Annotated in this window: 15 protein-coding genes and 3 pseudogenes; 8 read left to right on the top strand and 10 right to left on the bottom strand. The window is 62.7% G+C overall.

The window, feature by feature from the left end; all coding sequences use genetic code 11:
- Positions 1 to 104, top strand: a pseudogene (locus C4N04_RS32625) (IS110 family transposase); the annotation flags it as partial.
- Between the two features lie 120 nt (positions 105 to 224).
- Here C4N04_RS32625 and C4N04_RS29975 read toward each other — a convergent pair.
- Complete coding sequence (locus tag C4N04_RS29975) at positions 225 to 1,073, bottom strand: aldo/keto reductase (RefSeq protein WP_096765149.1); 849 nt, start codon at positions 1,071 to 1,073, stop codon at positions 225 to 227.
- A 150-nt stretch (positions 1,074 to 1,223) separates the two neighbouring features.
- Between C4N04_RS29975 and C4N04_RS29970 the strand changes: the two are divergent.
- Positions 1,224 to 1,816, top strand: a pseudogene (locus C4N04_RS29970) (LysE family translocator).
- Positions 1,817 to 1,857: 41 nt separating this feature from the next.
- On the opposite strand, the gene C4N04_RS29965 reads toward C4N04_RS29970, so the two are convergent.
- A complete protein-coding gene (locus C4N04_RS29965) occupies positions 1,858 to 3,129 on the bottom strand; it encodes an SDR family oxidoreductase (protein WP_106797711.1) in 1,272 nt (423 codons plus the stop codon).
- Between the two features lie 368 nt (positions 3,130 to 3,497).
- Here C4N04_RS29965 and nthA point away from each other — a divergent pair, with 368 nt between their 5' ends.
- The 3 genes and pseudogenes from nthA to C4N04_RS29950 all read left to right on the top strand — a co-directional run bounded on the left by nthA (position 3,498) and on the right by C4N04_RS29950 (position 5,148).
- Positions 3,498 to 4,136: a nitrile hydratase subunit alpha gene (nthA, locus tag C4N04_RS29960; RefSeq protein WP_096764792.1), complete on the top strand. Its 639-nt coding sequence runs from the start codon at positions 3,498 to 3,500 to the stop codon at positions 4,134 to 4,136.
- Positions 4,133 to 4,793, top strand: a pseudogene (gene nthB, locus C4N04_RS29955) (nitrile hydratase subunit beta). The gene nthA and the pseudogene nthB overlap by 4 nt, the downstream one beginning before the upstream one ends.
- The gene (locus C4N04_RS29950) at positions 4,780 to 5,148 is read left to right on the top strand and encodes a nitrile hydratase accessory protein (protein WP_009996853.1); all 369 of its coding nucleotides are present in this window, start codon (positions 4,780 to 4,782) and stop codon (positions 5,146 to 5,148) included. The pseudogene nthB and the gene C4N04_RS29950 overlap by 14 nt, the downstream one beginning before the upstream one ends.
- A 3-nt stretch (positions 5,149 to 5,151) precedes the next feature.
- Here the strand turns inward: C4N04_RS29950 and C4N04_RS29945 are convergent, their stop codons facing one another.
- From C4N04_RS29945 to C4N04_RS29935, 3 genes are read right to left on the bottom strand one after another with little or no spacing between them, the layout of a single operon-like run.
- Positions 5,152 to 5,934, bottom strand: a complete 783-nt coding sequence (locus C4N04_RS29945) for an anti-sigma factor (RefSeq protein WP_096764766.1) — start codon at positions 5,932 to 5,934, stop codon at positions 5,152 to 5,154.
- Complete coding sequence (locus C4N04_RS29940; RefSeq protein ID WP_096764767.1) at positions 5,931 to 6,446, bottom strand: RNA polymerase sigma factor; 516 nt, start codon at positions 6,444 to 6,446, stop codon at positions 5,931 to 5,933. The genes C4N04_RS29945 and C4N04_RS29940 overlap by 4 nt, the downstream gene beginning before the upstream one ends.
- A gap of 21 nt (positions 6,447 to 6,467) precedes the next feature.
- Entirely contained in the window at positions 6,468 to 6,848 is a 381-nt protein-coding gene (locus C4N04_RS29935; RefSeq protein WP_096764768.1) for a hypothetical protein, read from the bottom strand.
- A gap of 211 nt (positions 6,849 to 7,059) precedes the next feature.
- Here C4N04_RS29935 and C4N04_RS29930 point away from each other — a divergent pair, with 211 nt between their 5' ends.
- Positions 7,060 to 7,548, top strand: coding sequence for an Rrf2 family transcriptional regulator (locus C4N04_RS29930; RefSeq protein ID WP_038689936.1), 489 nt, complete (start codon positions 7,060 to 7,062; stop codon positions 7,546 to 7,548).
- A gap of 119 nt (positions 7,549 to 7,667) precedes the next feature.
- Here C4N04_RS29930 and C4N04_RS29925 read toward each other — a convergent pair whose 3' ends face one another.
- The 4 genes from C4N04_RS29925 to C4N04_RS29910 form a co-directional block, all read right to left on the bottom strand.
- Entirely contained in the window at positions 7,668 to 9,149 is a 1,482-nt protein-coding gene (locus C4N04_RS29925) for a mechanosensitive ion channel family protein (protein ID WP_106797710.1), read from the bottom strand.
- Between the two features lie 97 nt (positions 9,150 to 9,246).
- Positions 9,247 to 9,663, bottom strand: a complete 417-nt coding sequence (locus C4N04_RS29920) for a cupin domain-containing protein (protein WP_096764770.1) — start codon at positions 9,661 to 9,663, stop codon at positions 9,247 to 9,249.
- Between the two features lie 34 nt (positions 9,664 to 9,697).
- A complete protein-coding gene (locus C4N04_RS29915; RefSeq protein WP_106797709.1) occupies positions 9,698 to 10,453 on the bottom strand; it encodes an SDR family oxidoreductase in 756 nt (251 codons plus the stop codon).
- A gap of 68 nt (positions 10,454 to 10,521) precedes the next feature.
- Positions 10,522 to 11,001: a carboxymuconolactone decarboxylase family protein gene (locus C4N04_RS29910; RefSeq protein WP_106797708.1), complete on the bottom strand. Its 480-nt coding sequence runs from the start codon at positions 10,999 to 11,001 to the stop codon at positions 10,522 to 10,524.
- Between the two features lie 131 nt (positions 11,002 to 11,132).
- On the opposite strand from C4N04_RS29910, the gene C4N04_RS29905 reads away from it, so the two are divergent.
- Both C4N04_RS29905 and C4N04_RS29900 read left to right on the top strand, forming a co-directional pair.
- Positions 11,133 to 12,059 (top strand): LysR family transcriptional regulator, encoded by a 927-nt coding sequence (locus C4N04_RS29905; RefSeq protein WP_106797707.1) that lies wholly within the window; start codon positions 11,133 to 11,135, stop codon positions 12,057 to 12,059.
- Between the two features lie 57 nt (positions 12,060 to 12,116).
- On the top strand, positions 12,117 to 13,244 hold the full coding sequence (locus C4N04_RS29900; RefSeq protein ID WP_038689925.1) for an ATP-dependent RecD-like DNA helicase: 1,128 nt from the start codon (positions 12,117 to 12,119) through the stop codon (positions 13,242 to 13,244).
- 56 nt (positions 13,245 to 13,300) lie between these two features.
- Here C4N04_RS29900 and C4N04_RS29895 read toward each other — a convergent pair whose 3' ends face one another.
- On the bottom strand, positions 13,301 to 13,993 hold the full coding sequence (locus C4N04_RS29895) for a MerR family transcriptional regulator (protein ID WP_106797706.1): 693 nt from the start codon (positions 13,991 to 13,993) through the stop codon (positions 13,301 to 13,303).
- Between the last annotated feature and the right edge of the window lie 414 nt (positions 13,994 to 14,407).

Below are 14,407 nucleotides of genomic sequence, written 5' to 3'. Positions count from 1 at the left end.
GAAAACCAGCCAAGGTCGTCCTTGTCGCCATCATGCGCAAACTGCTCGTGCTGGCAAACTGTCTTCTCTCTCAGGATCGACTCTGGACCCCAAATCCACCTTGACAACCAACACAGATTCTCATCCGCCCTTCGGGCACCTTCTCCCCGCGGGGAGAAGGGGGAATTGCGAAGGTAGGGGCGTATAAAACGGATAGGCGTGGAGCAGTTCGGGGCCACTGGAGATCAAAGCATCTCCAGCGGCTTTTTCTTTGCCGGCGGCGGGAAGGCGGCGTCGAGCGCCTGCCAGTCGTCGTCGGTGATGTCGAGCGAGACGCAGTCGCGGTTCTCAGCCACGCGTTCGGCATTCGAGGTCTTCGGGATGACAATGACGCCGTCGCGTTCGAGCAGGAAGGCGAGCGCCAGCTGAGCGGGCGTCGCCTGATAGGCCTTAGCGATGCGGATCAGTTCGGGATGGTGAATGATGTGTCCCTGCTCGATCGGCGAATAGGCCATGATGGGAATGCCGCGGCTCTGGCACCAGGGCAGGAGATCGTATTCGATGCCGCGGCGGGAGAGATTGTAGAGCACCTGGTTGGCGGCGACATTGGCGCCGTCGGGCACGGAGAGCAGTTCCTCCATGTCGTCGGTGTCGAAGTTGGAGACGCCCCAGGCGCCGATCTTGCCTGACGATTTCAGCATTTCGAAGGCTGCGACGGTCTCGGCCAGCGGATAGTTGCCGCGCCAGTGCAGGAGATAAAGATCGATCCGGTCGGTGCCGAGCCGTTCCAGGCTGTGCTCGCAGGCTTCGATCGTGTCTCTCAGGCTGGCGTTCCAGGGATAGACCTTGCTGACGATGAAGACCTCGTCGCGCCGTCCTCTGATCGCCTGGCCGACGATCTCCTCGGCGCCGCCGTCGCCATACATTTCGGCAGTGTCGATCAGCGTCATGCCGAGATCGATGCCCGCCTTGAGGCTTTCAATCTCCATCCTGGCATCGCCGGCATCCTCGCCCATGGCCCAGGTTCCCTGGCCGAGCGCCGGCACTTCCGTGCCGTTCGGGAATTTGACGGAGGGGATGGGGTCGTCCTGCATGATTTTTTCCATTTTTAGGAGATTGCGCAGCGTTCTTATCTTTCAACTAATCCTGTCACCATGACAATGATGTATGGCGTCAAGAGTTTAGGGCAGTTAGGCTGACCTAAATAATCAGACCGCGGAAAAGAGCCGGCTTTGGGAGCTCGCATGCCGCTGGATACGTTTCTCGCCCTCGTTCTCTTCGCCTTCACGACGTCGATCACGCCGGGGCCGAACAATATGATGCTCTTTGCCTCGGGCGTGAATTTCGGCTTCCGCAGGACGATCCCGCATATGTTCGGCATCGGCACGGGTTTCTTCTCGCTGCTGATCGGCGTCGGCCTAGGGCTCGGGGCGCTGCTGCACACGATGCCCCTGGTCTATACGGTGCTGAAGTTCGCCGGCGGCGCCTATCTTGTCTGGATCGCCTGGAAGATCGCCTCCTCGCGTTCGCTGAGCGAAGGCAGGGACAGTGCTGCGCCAATGTCCTTTTTTCGGCGGCGGCCTTCCAGTGGGTCAACCCGAAAGCCTGGGGGATGGCGGTCACGGCGATGGCGACCTACACCAATCCAGAACTCTACCTTGCCAGCGTGCTGATCGTCGGCCTGGCTTTCGCAGTGGTCAACGTGCCGAGCGTCTCGACCTGGGCGGGCTTCGGCTCGGCGCTCAGTGATTGGCTTTCCGATCCCATGCGGCTGAAGTGGTTCAACATCACCATGGCCGTGCTTCTCGTGGCGAGCCTCTGGCCGATGCTAAAATAGAGCAATCGACGGTTTCGTGAGCAGCAGCCATTCCTCAAGCATCAGCGTTCATCCAGGGTGGCAAGCGCCGTCAGCGTCAGCAGGACCGACGGCAGCACCTTGACGAGTGGACCGAGCGGATCGAGCCAGAGCGCGGGTTCGAGCAGGCTGCCACCGGCGAGATAGGCCAATGAGACGGCGAGCATGCCGAGAAGGGCGCGTCTGGCGAGCGGGCGAACAAGCACGGCGGCGCCGAGTGCTACGTCGATAAGGCAGGTCTCAAGCGTCAGCGCCGTTGCCGCCGCTTCCGGCATGAAGAGCAGGAAGTGCGTCGAGGCCCCTTCCATCGAAAGCAGCGGGATCAGGCCAGAGAGCAGCCAGAAGGCCGACAGGCCCGATATGATGAGCGGCTTCAGGAGATAGAGCCAGGCAAACCAGAGATCCTGCACGCCGGAGGGATTGGCGGCGAGCGTGGCCGCCGCCGATGTCGCGCCAAGGCCGCTCTCCCTCTTTGCGCTCCGTATGCCCTCGGACATGACTGTCATCGCCGTCGAGCGCAGCGGCGAACGCCAGCCGAGAAGGCCCGCCATATCGGCAAGCCAGGTCACTGGTCGCGTAAGCCAGGGAGCAAGCGAAAAGACGCGGGCGGGCGGCAGGCCCAACCATTGCCGGTGAAGGCCGACGAGTTCGGCGAGCGTCAGCACCTCGCCGGCGGCGAGATCGATATCGCCGCGAAGGTCGCCTGCGACCGCCCGCGACACCGCTTCCGCCACATCATCCACCGAAAGCGTTTCGACCGGGCTTTCCGCATGGACGAGCGGCAGCGCCAGCGGAAAGGCTGCGAGCGCTCGCAGCAATGACGAGCCGCCATGGGCATTGCGGCCGAGAACAAGGGCAGGGCGCAGGATGAGATGAGGCAGGCCGCTTGCCGCCAGCGCCTCATCGGCCCGCCGTTTGGTGGTCAGGAAGGGCAACGCGCCTGCCGCGCCAGCGGTCCTTGCCGATATCTGCACGATCAAAGGACGGGAGCGTTTCGCCGCGGCATAGAGCGCCAGCATCGCATCCGCCTGGGTCGCCGCGAGATCGTCCGAGAGTCCGTCCTGCAGGGCGCCGGCGCAATTGACGACGGCGTGCCGGTCTTTGAGGAGGTTCTCCCAGTCCTCGGGCTTTGTCATGCGCGAGAGATCGGCGCGCCGCCAGTCGATTGCCGGCTGCTTCAGGCGGGCTCGCGCGGGATTGCGGCCGAGCCCGGTCACGGCATGGCCGTCCGCAGCGAGTCGGGCCGCGACGACCGAGCCTATGAAGCCTGTTGCGCCGAGAATCAGGATGTTCATGGCGGGAGATTAGCGGAAAAGTTTGCGTGGGATAGGAGGGCTTGGCGGGGTTGTGGTGTATGGTAGAAGGAAGGTGGATGCTTTGAGGGCAGAACGTTGCTTATTCCCCTTCTCCCCAGCGGGGAGAAGATGCCGGCAGGCAGATGAGGGGGTGAGCGGCGCAGGCCGCTAATTCACGGAGCGTAAGCGAAGGGCAACGATGACGGGTGTGCCGTGTGGCCCCCTCATCCGACCCTTCGGGCCACCGCCCGGGGTTGCGCCACGGGTCTCAACCCGTCCTTCGGACCCCCGCTGGGGAGAAGAGGAGGAGCGTGCCGTGCGCGTTGAGGAAACAGGGCGCCGATCGCCGTTTCCGGGAGGATATTGCGTTGCACGACGACCACAGTGACGACCACGACCATAACCACGATCACGACAACCACTATTCCGACATGCAGGCCCGCGTGAAGGCGCTGGAAACGCTGCTGACGGAGAAGGGGCTGATCGATCCCGATGCCATCGATGCGATCGTCGAGACTTACGAAACCAAGGTCGGGCCGAGGAATGGCGCGCATGTCGTCGCCAAGGCCTGGAGCGATCCTGATTTCGCCGACTGGCTGAGGCGCGATGCGACGGCGGCGATATCAAGCCTCGGTTATACCGGCCGGCAGGGCGAGCATATGCGCGCCGTCTTCAACACTGTTGACACCCATAACCTCGTCGTCTGCACGCTCTGCTCCTGTTATCCCTGGTCGGTGCTTGGCCTGCCGCCGGTCTGGTACAAGGCGCCGGCCTATCGTTCGCGGGCGGTGATCGATCCGCGCGGCGTGCTTGCCGAATTCGGGCTTACCCTGCCGGCGGACAAGAAGATCCGCGTCTGGGATTCGACGGCGGAGCTGCGTTATCTCGTGATCCCGGAGCGGCCGAAGGGCACGGAGTGCATGGATGAGACAGCACTTGCCGGTCTCGTCAGCCGCGACGCGATGATCGGCACGGCGGTCGCCGGCAGCCCGGAGGCACTGTCATGAACGGACCGCACGATCTCGGCGGGCAGATGGGCTTCGGGCCTGTCGCACCCGAAAAGAACGAGCCCTGTTTCCATGCCGAATGGGAAAAGCGCGCGCTCGGCATCACGCTCTCCTGCGGGGCCTTCGGCGCCTGGACGATCGATGAAAGCCGGCATGCGCGTGAGAATATCCCGCCGGCCGATTACCTCTCGGCGAGCTATTACGAGATCTGGATCCGCGGCGTCGAGACGCTGCTCACGCGACACGGCTTTGCGACGCGCGAGGAGCTCTTGTCCGGCCACAAGCTGCAGGATGGCACGGCGCCGAAACGGGTGCTGAAGGCGGAGATGGTGCCCGCCGTGCTTGCCGAGGGCGGTCCTTGCGACCGGCCGGTGGATGGCGAGCCACGCTTTGCGGTCGGCGAGCGGGTGAGGACGAGGAAATTTCAATCCGGCGACCCATACGCGATTGCCGCGCTATGCCCGGGCCAAGGCCGGTGTTATCGAAGCAGTGCAGGGCTCCTTCGTTTTTCCTGACGATAATGCCCATGGAAAGGGCGAGAACCCGCAATGGCTCTATACCGTCGTTTTCGACGGCGGCGAGATCTGGGGCGAGGGTGCGGACCCGTCGCTGACGGTCTCGATCGATGCGTGGGAGAATTATCTTGAACGAGCATGAAACACCGCCGCTGACGCAATCACCGGGCCTGCCAAAGTCGCCGGAGGGCGAGCCGGTTTTTGCCGATCCATGGATGGCCGATGCCTTCGCCATGGTGGTGGGGCTATACGAAAAAGGCATCTTCGACTGGGACGAATGGACCCATGCGCTTTCGATGCAGTTGAACAGGCGCGGTCGGGCCGAAGACGGCAGCGACTATTTCGACTGCTGGGTAGCAGCCCTCTCCAACATCATCGTCGACCACGGCATCGTCGACGTGGACGAGATCCTCGACCTGCAGCAGAGCTGGCAGCGCGCCGCGGAGGCAACGCCCCACGGGCAGCCGATCGAGCTCGCCAACGATCCGCTGCGCTGATCCTTACGACGGAAACTGCCTGTAGCATTCCTCGGCCACCGCGCGCAGCGTCTCACGCGAGATTTCGCCGGTGACGGCGTAGCCGAGTTCGCCGTCGATCCAGTAGAAGGTTTCGAGATTGCCCGATGAGGCGAAGCGGAAGCTCGTCGTGCGGTTTTCCTTGTTGCGGCCGACCATGACGGTCAGGCGCTCGCCGGCCTGGTTCTCATACATGAACATGGCGCCGGGCCTGCCGTCGACCGGCAGCAGGCGGCCGCCGACCAGCTTGAAGCCGAGCGGCTGCAGGTTGGGGATCTTGAGGTTTTCGATCGCCAGGCGCTTGCCGAGCCAGGTGGCGAGATGGGCCTCCTCGTCGGCGAAGACTTCGACGGGATGACGGACTTCGGCGGCATAGACGGTGAAGGCGGTCTCGGCCTGTTTCGGGAGGGTTTCGGAACCGGCTAGCTGCAGGTCCGGCTTTGCCAGAAGGGCCGGGCCATAATGGCCGCTGACGGCACCGAGCGCGAAGACGACGAGCGCTGCGGCGGCGGCTGCCCAGCGGTTCGGCGCCGACGGGATGGCGTGCGGGGGGGCGACGAGCAGGACATCGGTGTCCTTTGCCTTGTCGTAACCTGCAAACAGAGTGCGGATGCCCGTATTCTGCGCCTGCCATTCTGCGACCATCGCCGCCTCCTCGGGATTGTCGGCAAGGTAGGCCTCGATACGGGCCCGTGAGGTTTCGGGCAACTCGCCGTCGGCATAGGCGTGGAGATCGGCTTCGGTGACGATCGGGTTGGTCTCGTTCATTTCGGTCTCCGAAGCGTAATGATGTTGTCGGCCTTCAGATGTTCGGCGACGCGTTGGCGGGCGCGCGACAGGCGGGACATGACCGTGCCGATCGGGATATCGAGCGCGGCGGCGACCTCGCTGTAGCTATATCCTTCGATGACTACGAGCATCAGCACGGCGCGGTGTTCCTCCGAAAGGCTGTTCAGCGCATCGTTGAGCCGCGCGCGCTCCAGCGGATCGGCGGCCGGTTCGGGGGCGGCCATATCCTCTGCGGCATCGAGCTCGACCAGATCGCCGCGCGGCTTGCCGCGCCGGCCGTTGCGGTAGAGATTGGTCATGATCGTCAGGACCCAGCCGCGCAGGTTGAGACCGCGCCATTGGCTGCGGCGCTTCAATATCTTCTCGACACAGTCCTGAAGCAGATCCTCGCCATCGGCATCCGAGCGCGTCAGGCTGCGCGAATAGCGCCTGAGCGAGGGAAGGAGGGCCAGGATCTGGCCCTCGAAACTTTCGGGTGCGGGTGTCTTCACGCCAGCTCTCTTGCGGTCACATCAGGGTTTGGCAAGGTCCCAGTTGCCGCCGACGCCGTCGCCGGTGATGTCGCCGGCCTTCGTGTCCTTGACCCAGTAATAGAGCGGCATGCCGTCCTTGGCCCATTGCTTCGTGCCATCCTTGCGTTCGATGATCGAATATGCACCATCGGCCTTGGCATCGGAAGCGGCCATCAGCGGCGGCCAGTTCTTGGCGCAATCGTCGTAGCAGTTGGAAACGCCCTTGGCATCCTTCTTGAAAGTATAGAGGGTCATGCCGTTTTCGCCGGCAAGAACCTTGCCCTTGGCAGTCTCGATTTCCTTGACGGGCGCGGCGGCGAAAGCAGCGGTCGCGGCAAAGGCGGCTGCCGCTGCGACGGACAGGAATTTCACGGACTTCATGGTGTTTCTCCTCGGGTTGGGCACGCAATTTTGCGCTGCCTGAGATGAGACACGAGGCGAGGCGGTTTTATTCCCATGTGGAGAAGTTATATGGCAGGCGGAGGGTCACTCGCACACAACGCCTGCTTTTACAGGTCATTTACATCATGGATATTTGCGGATAGCATATATCCTTAATTCCGCTCGCAGAGCCAGCATGATGAGTAGTTGAATGATCCTGAAAAGCCAGGTCGAGTGGGCGCTGCACTGCTGTGCCATTCTCGCGGGCCTGCCCGAGGGCCGGTACCTCTCCACCAAGGCGCTCGCCGAGCTTCATGGCCTGCCGAAGGAATATCTCTCCAAGGCGCTGCAGAGCCTTTCGCAGGCTTCCCTCGTCGATACCACGCTCGGCCCGAGCGGCGGCTACAGGCTTGCCAGACCCTCGTCGGAGATCAATTTCCTCGACATCGTCGAGGCGGTCGAGGGCAAGGCGCGCAGCTTCACCTGCACCAATATCCGCGAGAACAATCCCTGCCGGCCGGCCGGCTATTGCGACAGCAAGCCTTGCGCGGTCGCCCGCGTCATGTGGGAAGCGGACGAAGCCTGGCGCGACACGCTGCGACGTGTGCGCCTCTCCGATCTCGTCGGCACCTTATCCGAGGAGGTTCCGCCGGATATCTGGCGGGATACGTTCGAGTGGGTGCTGAAGCGCGCCGGCTGAGGGTCGTGCGAAACCCTAAAGCGCGTCGCGATCTTTCAGATTCGCTCCTTACGCTTTAGCTCTTTGCTTTTACGCATGTCGTTGCCGCAAAACCGCTGCACACTTTTGCGCGACATGCTCTAGGCCCTGAAAATGGTCCTGATGGTCTTCAGGATGGCATGGGCGCTGCGCACCTGTTCCGCCGGCAGGGCGGCGCCGTCGCGGAAGCGCTCGGCGCGGCCCGCAAGCTGTTCGGCGATTTCTTCGGCCAGGGCCGGGCGTTCGGCGAGCAGCGGCGCGAAGGCCTCCTGATCGATTTCATAGGCCGTCACCGGCGTCAGCGCCTCCAAGGTGCAGACTTCCTGCATGCCGGCGAGCAGGCCGGTCTCGCCGAAGAAATCGCCGGGCGCCAGCCGTCCGCGCTCCTCGTCCGCATGCCGGGCGGCGATGATGCCGGCGCGCACCATCACCAACGAGGGCAGCATTTCGCCCTCCCGCACGATCACGTCGCCCTTGCGGAACTGCCGGACAGTCGTGGTTTCGGCGAGCTTTGCCTTTTCCTCTGATGTCAGCGTCGCAAAGACCGGAATGGCTTCGATCAGCGCAAGCGGCGTCACGCTCGGCGGCTTGGCGTTTTCCTCGGTCGGCAGATCGGCGGCAAGGATCCTGGCCGTGGGCGGGACGGCGAGCAGCAGGCCGGCGGATTTGCAGTGGCGATAGACGAGATCGAGCACCTCGTTTCGCGCCGGCACGCGCTGGCTGGGGCTCGTCACGCGAAACTGCAGCTCGACTTTGAGCGACGTAGCATCGAGCCCCTTCAACGCCACGACCGGCGGGGGATCGCGCACGATGGAATTGCAGCTCGTCAGCGCCGTCAGCATCACCTGGCGGATCGATGCCGGCATGCGCGTCAGGGCGATGCGGATGGTAAGGATCAGGAGATGGGCCTCGTCTGGCCGGCTGACATTGGTCAGGCCGAGCTTGGCGAGAAAGCTGTTCGGCAGCACGACGATATTGTTGCCGGGCGTCAGGATATGCGTCGCGCGCCAGTTGCTCTCGACGACGCGCCCCTCCGTGCCGTCGCTCAGAAGAATCCAGTCGCCGATGACATAGGGCCGGCCGAGGGTCAGCGCGATGCCTGAGAAGACATCGGCGAGCGTGTTCTGCAGCGCGAGACCAAGGATGATGGCGACGACGCCCGATGTGGCGACGAGGGTTCCGATCGGCACGCCGAAGACGAAGGCGAGGATCGATAGCACCATGCCGATATAGACGATGCCGATGACGAGATCCTGGAGCAGACGGGCCTCGCGCGGGCTGCCCTCGAGCACTAGATAGAGCCTGATGAAACCGATGACGGCCCATGCCAGGTGAAGCCACCAGAGCGATTTGGCGAGAATGACGAGTAGGGCTTGCGGGTCCTGCGTCTCATATCCCTGGAAGCGGTGGGGTTCGATGCCACTGCCGACAAGGATCAGCGTCATGACGGCAAAGAAGAGGATCTGCACCACCAGCCGCGTCGTCGGCCGCTGGCTGGAGAGGAAGTACCAGACGACGATGCCGGCGAAGCCGACCGTTATGAGCGATATCAGAGGCTTGCCGAAGAGCGCGTCGTAGATCATCTCACTCTTTCTCCGGGAGGGGCGGGCGGCACATGATTGAGCATGTCGGCCAGCCGCGCAAGCATGGGGCCTTGCGCGGATGGCCTTTAGCGGATCGTCAGTTCTGCAGCGGGAACGTCAGTTCTTTCTGGTCGGTGTCGACGACGAAGACGGCGAGCAGGCGGGCGGGCTGCGTTTCGCTGCCATTGGCGCTGACGCCATGGCGGTCGCCCGGCATTTCCGAGAAGCTCTCGCCGGCCTGATAGGTCTTGACCGGACCGTCATTGACCTGGCTGCGGATTGATCCTTCCAGCACGGTGGCGTAGATGAAAGCCGAGTCCGGATGGGTGTGGCCTTCGGAGAAGCCGCCGGGCCCGTATTCGACCAGCACGCCCTTGATGCTCTTGCCCGGCACGTTCGGCAGTTCGTGCTCATAAACGAGCGTCACCTTGGCGGACTTGCTGCTGTCGTGGGCGGAAGCGCCGGTGGCTGCCAGAAAGGCGAGGGCGGCGGCGAGGAATGAGGACTTGATCATGGGAATCTCCTTGTTGGCAGGGGGAGGAGGCCGATCACTTCGGCCGGGCGGATGTGGCGAACCACTGCTCGAAGGTGATCGAGCCGAGGCGCGGGTCGTCGTCGGAAACGAGGGACTGATCGTTCAGCCTGGCGCCGAAATATTTCGCCTCGGCGTCGGCCTCGACGGTCCTCGGATCCTTCATCGCCTTGAGATAGCGGGCGACGAGCTCGCTGAGACGGACGCGTTCCGGGCCGGATATTTCGATCGTCTTGTTGGCCGGGGCGGAGAGCGCGACGTCGGCCATGGCGTCGGCGACTTCGTCGGAAGCGATCGGTTGCACATAGGCGGGCGACAGGCGAACCGTCTGGCCGACCGTGCCGGACTGGGCGATGCCGCTCAGGAATTCCATAAACTGCGTCGAATGCACGATCGTATAGGAAATGCCCGACGCCCTGATCAGCTGTTCCTGGGCTAGCTTGCCGCGGAAATAGCCGCTTTCCTGCAGCCGTTCGGTGCCGACGACGGAAAGCGCGATATGGTGCTTCACGCCGGCAGCCTTTTCGGCGGCGAGAAGATTGCGCCCCGAGGTCTCGAAGAATTCGAGCACGGCCTTGTCTTCGAAGGAGGGTGAGTTGGCGAGGTCGAGCACGACTTCGGCACCGGCGAGCGCTTCGGCCAGTCCTTCTCCGGTGATCGTATTGACGCCGGAGTTCGGTGAGGCGGCGATCACCTCATGCCCGCGCTTGCGCAGGCGTTCGACAGTCTTCGAACCGATGAGGCCGGTTCCGCCGATGACAACGATTTTCATACGGATCTCCTTTCGTCGCCGGGATGCCGACGGCGTCAAAGTTGAATCTTTTCAATGCATTTCGGGGTTTAGTTCAGGCCAGCTTTATCGAGGCCGTAGGCCTTGTCGGCCGTGCCGGGCACGGTCTTGAAGCCGACATTGACGCGGTTCCAGGCATTGATGGCCATGACGACGAAAGTCAGGTCGGAGATTTCCTTCTCCGAAAGCTGGCCGCGCACCCGTTCGTAGATTTCATCAGATACGCCGCTTTCGGGAAGCTTCGTCAGCGCCTCGGTCCAGGCAAGGGCCGCGCGCTCGCGGGGAACGAACAGGTTCGACTCGCGCCAGATGGCGACGTGGTGAAGCCGCAGCTCCGTCTCGCCGTGGATCTTTGCCTGCTTCACATGCATGTCGAGGCAGAAGCCGCATCCGTTGAGCTGCGAGGCGCGGATCTCGATAAGGGCCTGAAGCTTCTCATCGATGACGCTGCTTCTCAGCGCCATGCTGAAATCCATGAATTTCTTGAAAAGCTCGGGGGACTGCTGGGCGTAGTTCAATCGCTGAGTCATGTCTTTCTCCTTCAATTAAGGATATTAGGTATCCTTATGGATAAAAGATATCCGTAATTGCTGGACTGTAAAGCCATTCTCGCTTAGTCTGCCCGCATAAAGCCTATGCGCAAAAGTATGAGGGGGCAGGGGTGGATATCGTTTCGGCATTGCGGACCTTCCAGCGCGTCGTGGAGACGGGATCCTTCTCGGCGGCGGCGCACGATCTCGACGTGACGCAGCCGGCGGTTTCGCGCCAGGTCGCAGCCCTCGAAGGTCACTTCAACACCCGACTGCTGCATCGCACGACGAGCGGCCTGTCGCTGACGGCGGAGGGAGAGCGGATGCTGCCGATGGCGCTCCGGATTCTCGAAGCTGTGGAGGAGCTCGGCGATGCGGCCGGCTCCGACGGCGCCATGGCTTCCGGCAAGGTCAGGCTCAGCGTTCCGGCGCCGCTCGGCCTCTATCTCAGCGAACGGCTCGGCGATCTTCTCGCCGCCCATCCGAAACTCTCGGTCGAACTACTCTTCAGAGAGGAGGGCTCGGATATGATCGAGGAACGATTGGATCTCGAAGTGCGCCTCGGCCCGGTCGCCGACAGCAGCCTCGTCTGCCGGCGGATCGGCTGGACGACCGCCTTCCTCGTCGCATCTCCCGCCTATCTCGCGCGCAAGGCCGCCCCGCGCGCACCCCGGGATATCAAGGACCATGAATGCCTGTGTTACAACAGGGCAGGCGAGGCCAATAGCTGGTCCTTCTCGAATGGCTCGGAAGACATATCGGTCCGGATTTCGCCGCGGCTGACCGCTTGCAATGCGGTGGCCATTCACCGGGCGGCCCTTACCGGGGCGGGTCTTGCAGTGCTTTCGCACATCATCGCGAAGCCCGATATCGCCGCTGGGCGGCTGATCCCCGTGATGGAGAACTACCAGCCGAGCCGGCTCCCAGTCACCGTCGTCTATCCCTCGCGGCGCAACATGCCGCTGCGCGTCAAAACGGTTCTGGATTTTCTCATCGGCGCCATGGCGCAGGACCCCTCCATGTGCGCGAGCGGCGCGGACCGGCCGTGGGATGGATGATCTGTCGGCGTTTTCCGCCTTGCCTAAATCAGGCGAATCCTGCCAAGTCCTGCGATCATGCAATTTGCGCCGCAACAAGATGAAGCCCTGAAGGCAGTTTCGAAATGGCTGAACGAGGGGCGCTCGCCGCTCTTTCGCCTGTTCGGCTATGCCGGAACCGGCAAGACGACGCTTGCCCGGCATTTCGCCGAGAATGTCGACGGCGATGTGCTGTTTGCCGCCTTCACTGGTAAGGCGGCGCAGGTGCTGCGCTCGCGCGGCGCTTCCAACGCCAAGACCATCCATTCGCTGATCTACCGGCCGCGCGGCGAAGAAGCGGTGGAGGACGAGGAGACCGGCAAGACCTCGATCGCGCCGATGTTTTCGATCAACCGGCAGAGCCCGGTCGCGAAAGCGGCGCTGATCATCGTCGACGAATGCTCGATGGTGGACGAGGCGCTCGGCAAGGATCTGATGAGCTTCGGCACGCCGATCCTGGTGCTCGGCGATCCCGGCCAGCTGCCGCCGGTGTCGGGCGGCGGTTATTTCACTAATCAGGAACCGGATTACCTCCTCACCGACATCCACCGCCAGGCGCGTGACAATCCGATCATCAAGCTCGCCATGCAGGTGCGCGAGGGCAACGAGGTGATGTATGGCGATTACGGAACGGCGAAGGTTATTTCGAAGAGCGAGGTGACACAGCAGCTGGTGCTCGATGCCGACCAGGTGCTCGTCGGCACCAACAGGACGCGGCGGCGCTATAACCAGCGCCTGCGGGAGTTGAAGGGTTTTAACGCCGATTATCCGCAGACCGGCGACAAGCTCGTCTGCCTGAGGAACGACCCGGCCAAGGGTCTGCTCAACGGCTCGCTGTGGCAGGTCATGACCTCGTCGAAGGAAACGACGAAACCCGGCATCAATCTGCTCGTCCGCCCCGAGGACGACGACATGGATCGGGGGGCGGCCAAGATCAAGCTTCTGAAACAGGCCTTCGAGGATGTCGAAGGCGAGATTCCCTGGAACACCCGCAAGCGCTACGACGAGTTCGACTACGGCTATGCGCTGACCGTTCACAAGGCGCAGGGCTCGCAATGGAACGACGTCGTGCTGTTCGACGAGAGCTGGGCCTTTCGCGACACGCGCGAACGTTGGCTCTATACCGCGATCACGCGCGCGGCGGAGACGCTGACAATCGTGCGCTGAAACCCGGTTTCAGCCGGTAAGGCGACGGTGGCGGCGGTCGGGGCGCCTGGCAGGAGTCAGGCCTGCACGATCCCGAGCAGGACGGCCTTGGCAATGGCCTGGAAGCGGTTGTTGGCGCGGAATTTCAAGATGATTCCGGCTTCGAGATTCCTGGTTTCGTCATGCTTCAGGTCGAGCGCCCGGGCGATGCGCTGGGTGGAGTAGCCTTCCGCCATCAGTTCCAGGCAGCGCTTTTCCTGCGGAGTCAGGCTGGAGTTATCCTGATTGTCGTTGAGCGGCTGCGTCTCGATGCTGCCGTCGTAATCGAGGAGGTCGCCGACCTGCTGGAGCTGGCGGTGCAGCGTCGACATCTCCGCCGTCAGTTCGCGCCGGCGCACCTGCAAGGCCTCGCGGAACATTGCCTCGGCCCTTTCCTGCGAATCGGCTTTGCGAAGCTCGTCCATCAATTCCTGGATCACGGCAATCGGCATCCCCGTCTCGCGGCAGACGGTGATGACAGCCATGCGCATGACGTCGTCCTGGCCGTAGACCCGCATCAGGCCGATGCGATTGGCCGAAATCAATCCCTTCTCTTCGTAGAAATGCAGAGTCCTGTGCGTAACGCCGAATGCGTTGGCCATATCGGCAATGGGCACCGGACCTTCCGGTAGATCCGGCGGCAGCGCGGCCGAAGGCAGGAACCGGTATTTCGACCGGGCCTCCGAAGCGAAACCGGCGGCAGCAAACAGGCGTTTGGAACCGTCTGGCATGAACCCTCCTAGGGCATCTTGTTGCACCTCATGCGGATTTGCCAGTTGCTTCCCGGGCGCGGCGAGTGGGGTTTCCTCTAGGCGGTCTTATTCGTGGGGAAGAAGCGGTACGCGGCGTACGTTTACGCGATACAATGTCCACGTTATGCGTGAATGATTGTTTTTGTAAGTGCTAAAAATAATCTCTTTTAAATGGGATAGCAACGTGACGGCGTGATTTCGTGTGTGCTGCCGCAAACCATGTGTTGCGCCGCCGCATCAGCCAGTCACCTTGAAAGGCGACGCTAAATACTGTTTGTGGTACGCACCTGGCCGATGCTCGTTGGAAATGCAGGGGTTTCATCAGCGATCGGCATCGCATCCATCTGCGAATCTCGTTGGCCATCGCCGGGCAGTTGGCTTAAAAGCAGGGCC

The organism is Rhizobium sp. H4 (assembly GCF_003013335.1).
Classification (GTDB): domain Bacteria; phylum Pseudomonadota; class Alphaproteobacteria; order Rhizobiales; family Rhizobiaceae; genus Rhizobium; species Rhizobium sophoriradicis.
The sequence above is the reverse complement of the archived record's forward strand: the minus strand, read 5'-3'. Positions and strand labels throughout refer to the sequence as shown.

Bases quoted from the DNA above. Each gene is read 5' to 3' on its own strand.
- C4N04_RS29945 (WP_096764766.1), bottom strand. From the start codon at position 5,934: ATGAACGAGACCAACCCGATCGTCACCGAAGCCGATCTCCACGCCTAT.
- C4N04_RS29920 (WP_096764770.1), bottom strand. From the start codon at position 9,663: ATGATCAAGTCCTCATTCCTCGCCGCCGCCCTCGCCTTTCTGGCAGCC.
- C4N04_RS29975 (WP_096765149.1), bottom strand. From the start codon at position 1,073: ATGCAGGACGACCCCATCCCCTCCGTCAAATTCCCGAACGGCACGGAA.
- C4N04_RS29915 (WP_106797709.1), bottom strand. From the start codon at position 10,453: ATGAAAATCGTTGTCATCGGCGGAACCGGCCTCATCGGTTCGAAGACT.
- C4N04_RS29925 (WP_106797710.1), bottom strand. From the start codon at position 9,149: ATGATCTACGACGCGCTCTTCGGCAAGCCTCTGATATCGCTCATAACG.
- C4N04_RS29965 (WP_106797711.1), bottom strand. From the start codon at position 3,129: ATGAACATCCTGATTCTCGGCGCAACAGGCTTCATAGGCTCGGTCGTC.
- C4N04_RS29935 (WP_096764768.1), bottom strand. From the start codon at position 6,848: ATGAAGTCCGTGAAATTCCTGTCCGTCGCAGCGGCAGCCGCCTTTGCC.
- C4N04_RS29900 (WP_038689925.1), top strand. From the start codon at position 12,117: ATGCAATTTGCGCCGCAACAAGATGAAGCCCTGAAGGCAGTTTCGAAA.
- C4N04_RS29895 (WP_106797706.1), bottom strand. From the start codon at position 13,993: ATGCCAGACGGTTCCAAACGCCTGTTTGCTGCCGCCGGTTTCGCTTCG.
- C4N04_RS29930 (WP_038689936.1), top strand. From the start codon at position 7,060: ATGATCCTGAAAAGCCAGGTCGAGTGGGCGCTGCACTGCTGTGCCATT.
- C4N04_RS29910 (WP_106797708.1), bottom strand. From the start codon at position 11,001: ATGACTCAGCGATTGAACTACGCCCAGCAGTCCCCCGAGCTTTTCAAG.